The sequence below is a fragment of the Nostoc flagelliforme FACHB-838 genome (assembly GCF_014698065.1).
Lineage (GTDB): Bacteria > Cyanobacteriota > Cyanobacteriia > Cyanobacteriales > Nostocaceae > Nostoc > Nostoc flagelliforme_B.
The window spans coordinates 1-1,841 of the sequence record NZ_JACJSI010000688.1 but is presented as its reverse complement, the minus strand read 5'-3'; the positions used below and the strand labels follow the sequence as shown (position 1 = coordinate 1,841).

General features: G+C 39.2%; 2 protein-coding genes. One reads left to right on the top strand and one right to left on the bottom strand.

Annotation, left to right across the window (positions count from 1 at the left end):
* A partial coding sequence (locus H6G97_RS50725) for an FAD-binding domain-containing protein (RefSeq protein WP_277883491.1) occupies nucleotides 1-940 on the top strand: 940 nt, incomplete at its 5' end.
* 58 nt (nucleotides 941-998) lie between these two features.
* On the opposite strand, the gene H6G97_RS50720 is transcribed toward H6G97_RS50725, so the two are convergent.
* Nucleotides 999-1,286: a Mo-dependent nitrogenase C-terminal domain-containing protein gene (locus H6G97_RS50720; protein WP_190947733.1), complete on the bottom strand. Its 288-nt coding sequence runs from the start codon at nucleotides 1,284-1,286 to the stop codon at nucleotides 999-1,001.
* Nucleotides 1,287-1,841: the final 555 nt, after the last annotated feature.

The window sequence follows — 1,841 nt, the reverse complement described above, 5'->3', positions numbered from 1 at the left end:
ACTGAACTCTTTTCTCAAAAAAAGATACTTTGGCTACCATTGGAAACTTTCTCGCCCAATGCTCTCACAGCTTGGTGCAACATCTCATTTATCACCACACCTAACCTTTGGGACTATTTCAACTCGCACTGTTTACCAAAGCACTAAAGCCTTCGCAGAAGAATTAAAAGCTCAACCTAAAGCAGAATTCTCTCTCAAAACATTTCGAGATCGTTTGCGTTGGCATGATAGTTTTACTGCACGGCTCTATTTCCATCCAGAAATTGCTTACACTAACCGTTACCCAGAATTTGATCAACTATATACACCAGAAATATTGTCGGGAGAAAAACAAGAATTATTTCAAGCATGGCAGCAAGGAATGACAGGCTTTCCACTGGTTGATGCCAGTATGCGACAACTCAAAATAATGGGTTGGATGAATTTTCGGACGCGGGCAATGTGTGCCACATTCCTAACCATTAACTGTGGGATTTCATGGCATCACGGAGCTAAACACTACATGAACTATTTAGTAGATGGAGATTTAGCAATTAATAATTGGCAATGGCAGATGCAGGCTGGTGTAACTAATCCACTTAGCGATACTTTTCGCATTTATAAGCCGTCGAAGAATATTGCCGAGAAAGACCCGCAAGGAGACTTTATTTACCACTGGATACCGGAACTGCGGGGCTATAATTTCCTAGAAATTGAGCAGGAGAAATACATTGAAGCTACTAGCTATCCTAAAGCAGTTCTAGATTGGTCAAAGACCCGTAAAGTTAATGGTAAGGTTGTTTCTGACTTACGAAAGCAAACCAAACAGCGATTATTAAGCCAAGGTGGAGATGAATACGATAGTGCAATCGCTGCTAAAGAAACAGTTGAGAAATACTGGCAGCATAAGGACAGAGAGTATAAAGAATATCAACAAAAGCTTACCCTGACGCAGGAGTAAAGCATTGTCTAGATTTTAGAACAAGCTCCTCTCTCTTTTTACTAAACAAAAATCACGTTTAACAATACCTTGTCGCATCTTCGCCACATTCATCTACTAAATACAACAAACACTTGTAACGCAGACCAATTATTTGCTCATAGAGGGGGTTGATTTTACACAATGGTGGAATGTGAAAAAGTGTCCTCCCTAAAATTGTTACCGTTCTTTCAAAAGGACAATGGGATGGAATTAGTTTGCATAAGAGTTTGGCTAATTTGGAATCATGTATTTTTAATATCTCAAGCTGATAACGGATCTGGTTTAATAAGTTATTGTTGAAATAATCTTTTTTTAGGAAATTCATATATCAATTCTCTTTCCAAAATCTATTTCTCTAAAATGACACTTCTCTACGGAGAAAAACATCGTAAATTTACGAAACTATTTCTCCGCTTAAAGAAACCCTATTCAAATATCAGTAAAATTCCTTAAAATCCACGAGAGGTAGGCAATCGTATCTAAATAAGAAATATTAGGAGCAAAGTTAACGTCTGAAGGGGACACGAGTATGAGCGCATCCCTAGCTCCTGTAACGACTACTGTTTTTTACTTTGAGGAATTAGCGTTAAAAATAAACACAAGGTCTTGTTTGAAGTATTACCTCAGCACTGGGTTGTCAACAAAAGAGCTACCAAACCGAATCTTCGCGCCAGATTTCCCATCAACACGCCGCTCATCACTCCAATAGCCCACATCAGCAAGACTTTCGGCAATAAGTGAGAGAATCGATTAGGGAGACGATGCACCATCGGTGAGAGGTTAGAATGATTGCACTTTTGTCAAGAGGGTGCAGGAAAAGGCGATAAATCCAGCTTGGAGACTGGCTTTCGGAGATATTTAACTACGCCTAAGTCTTGAT

What these genes read in the sequence shown, in the direction of transcription:
- H6G97_RS50720 (WP_190947733.1), bottom strand. Translation starts at nt 1,286, where the DNA reads ATGAATTTCCTAAAAAAAGATTATTTCAACAATAACTTATTAAACCAG.